Source organism: Thiospirillum jenense (assembly GCF_014145225.1).
Lineage (GTDB): Bacteria > Pseudomonadota > Gammaproteobacteria > Chromatiales > Chromatiaceae > Thiospirillum > Thiospirillum jenense.
Genome location: NZ_JABVCQ010000065.1, coordinates 1 through 2,986, shown reverse-complemented (window position 1 = coordinate 2,986; position 2,986 = coordinate 1). Strand labels below are relative to the sequence as shown.

Sequence of the window (2,986 nt, the reverse complement as noted above, 5' to 3'; positions counted from 1 at the left end):
GAGCATACTTAAATGACCAATCACACTGGGTTATTCAATTTTGACGATGTGCGCATATTGAATTTGACAGATAGCGATCATGCGCGTTGGGATGCTTATGTTATGCAACAACCCGCCGCAACCTTTTTTCATCGTGCTGGGTGGCAGACAGTATTAACTCAATCTTTTAACCATCCAACCTATTTTTTATACGCTGAATTAAATGGTGCAATTTGCGGTATTTTACCTCTTGCACATATTCGCAGTCATTTATTTGGAAATAGTTTAATTTCAACGCCATTTTGTGTTTATGGTGGTGCAATTGCAGATAACGAAAGCATTGCCACACAATTAGAACAGTCCGCCTGTCAATTGGCGGAGCGCCTCAAAGTTGACTATTTAGAGCTGCGTCATAGCCAGCGGCGCCATCCTGATTGGCTCTGTAAAGATCAATTGTATGTCACTTTTCGTAAAAGGATTGAATCTGATCCAGAGCAAAACCTTTTAGCGATTCCGCGCAAACAACGCGCAATGGTGCGTAAAGGAATTGCGGCAGGATTGGTAAGTCATGTTAATTCAGATGTCAAACAAGTTTATCGTGTTTATGCTGAAAGTGTTCGCAATCTTGGTACTCCAGTGTTTTCATTGCGTTATTTCCAAACACTCAAAACTGTTTTTGGTGATGCTTGTGAAGCACTTACGATTCATCATGGTAGCCAGATCATTGCTGGGGTGCTTAATTTTTATTTCCGTGACCAAGTATTACCCTATTATGGCGGTGGTACTACGCAAGCTCGCGCAATGAAAGCGAACGATTTTATGTATTGGGAAGTGATGCGGCGCGCCTGTGAAAGTGGTTATCGAGTATTTGATTATGGGCGAAGTAAACGCAATACCGGTTCTTATGATTTTAAATGTAATTGGGGATTTGAACCGGAACCATTAAGCTACGAATATTATTTAGTTCAGTCACGTCAATTGCCAGACATCAATCCACTTAATCCAAAATACCGCCTGTTTATTCGTGTTTGGAAACAACTACCACTGCCGGTTAGCCAGTTTCTAGGCCCATTTCTTTCTCGTAGTTTAGGTTAATTTTTACAAAAAAATTGAAAGGTATTTTTGAATGGAATCACTATTATTTTTAACACATCGTATTCCGTACCCGCCTAATAAAGGCGATAAAATTAGGTCGTTTCACTTATTAGAGTATCTTAGTCAACACTATCAAATACACCTAGCTACTTTTATTGATCTGGCGGACGATTGGCAATACTGTGACAAGGTGCATCATTATTGTACAACTACTTGGTTTGGTAAATTAACGCCATCGTTAGCTAAGCTGCAAAGTTTAGTTGGTTTTATTAACGGTCAACCTTTATCTTTACCCTATTACTACCGGCCAGCACTTGCGCGTTGGATTAAACAGACGTGTAAAACTTATACGATTCAGCGCGTATTAGTTTACTCATCTGTCATGGCGCAATATGTTATGAAACATCCACATTGCGTCGTAGATTTTGTTGATGTGGATTCTGATAAATGGCGGCAGTATAGTGCGACACAATCGTGGCCAATGCGTTCTATTTATCATCGTGAAGCAATTCGATTAGCACAATTTGAACAACAGGTTGCGACACAATGTGCTGCCAGCATATTCGTATCAGAGCCAGAAGCCGCGTTATTTCGGCAGCAATTAAATGATTCCGAAACAGCAAAACGTGTTTATACACTGTGTAATGGTGTAGATACGGCATTTTTTGCACCAGATACGAAACGTATGTCGCCTTTTATTGGTCAAGCAGCCCGCATTGTATTCACTGGTGCAATGGATTACTGGGCGAATATTGAAGGAGTAACCTGGTTTGCTCACCATATTTTTCCGGCCGTGCGTGAAACTCATCCAGATGCTGAGTTTATTATTGTTGGAATGAACCCAACACCTGAAGTTTATCGTCTTGCCGAACATTCTGGCATTCATGTCACTGGTGCTGTATCGGATATTCGACCTTATTTACAATACGCAAAATTAGTGGTTGTGCCATTACGCATTGCTCGCGGTATTCAAAATAAAGTGTTAGAGGCAATGGCAATGGCGCGGCCTGTTGTGACAACACCGCAAGCACTTGAGGGTATTCCAGCAAAAGTGAATCGTGAGGTTTATTGCGCCGGTGATGCGAGTACTTTTATTAGAGCAGTGCGTCACTTACTAACCAATGAGAATAACAACATCACTGTACAAGCCCGTCAGTTTGTTGAACGAGAATTCAATTGGAAACACAGCTTACCCACTATTCTTTCTTTGTTAGAATCTAATTAGTTTCCAATGTCGATTTCAGTATCAGATAAAACTTATCGGAACAATAACGTTATCAATCCAATTTTACGTTGGGTTTGGTTTGCTATTGCGTTGCTGACTTTAATTTTAACATATCACCAAACTTTTATTAGCATACTCAATATTTGGAGTCGCTCTGATACCTTTGCCCATGGATTTTTTGTTGTTCCAATCGTGATTTTTTTAATTCGGAAACAGCGTGTAATATTAAGTCAAACTGTTTTGAAAACAGAACCTATAGCGCTTGTTGCTTTATTATTATTCAGTGGAATGTGGCTTATTGGACATGCACTGACAATTGTTGTCGTTGAACAATTTGCAGTGGTGGCGTTAATTCCCATTCTAGTTTGGTTTATATTTGGTAGTAAAGTGTTAAATGTTTTGGCTTTTCCATTGGGATTTTTATTTTTTACCGTTCCCATTGGTGAAGAATTGGTTTATCCGCTAATGCAAGTTACCGCATTCTTTACCGTGACACTGTTAAAATTAACCAATATCCCAGTGTATTCCGATGGCACATTTTTTAGTATTCCAAGCGGGGATTGGTCGGTTGTTGCTGCATGTAGTGGTATTCGTTATTTGATTGCATCAACGTTTCTTGGAGTGCTTTATGCCTACTTTTTCTATCGGGCATGGTGGCGGCGTGGGCTATTCGTATTATTGTCTATA

At 40.0% G+C, this 2,986-nt stretch carries 3 protein-coding genes; all 3 read left to right on the top strand.

Features of this window, described 5'->3' with window-relative positions; all coding sequences use genetic code 11:
• The first annotated feature begins 12 nt into the window (after nt 1–12).
• The gene (locus HUK38_RS14430; RefSeq protein WP_182585023.1) at nt 13–1,074 is read left to right on the top strand and encodes a FemAB family XrtA/PEP-CTERM system-associated protein; all 1,062 of its coding nucleotides are present in this window, start codon (nt 13–15) and stop codon (nt 1,072–1,074) included.
• 31 nt (nt 1,075–1,105) lie between these two features.
• Nucleotides 1,106–2,299 (top strand): TIGR03087 family PEP-CTERM/XrtA system glycosyltransferase, encoded by a 1,194-nt coding sequence (locus HUK38_RS14425; RefSeq protein WP_182585022.1) that lies wholly within the window; start codon nt 1,106–1,108, stop codon nt 2,297–2,299.
• Between the two features lie 6 nt (nt 2,300–2,305).
• Nucleotides 2,306–2,986 (top strand): exosortase A (xrtA, locus tag HUK38_RS14420; RefSeq protein WP_182585021.1); only part of this gene is annotated, 681 nt, incomplete at its 3' end.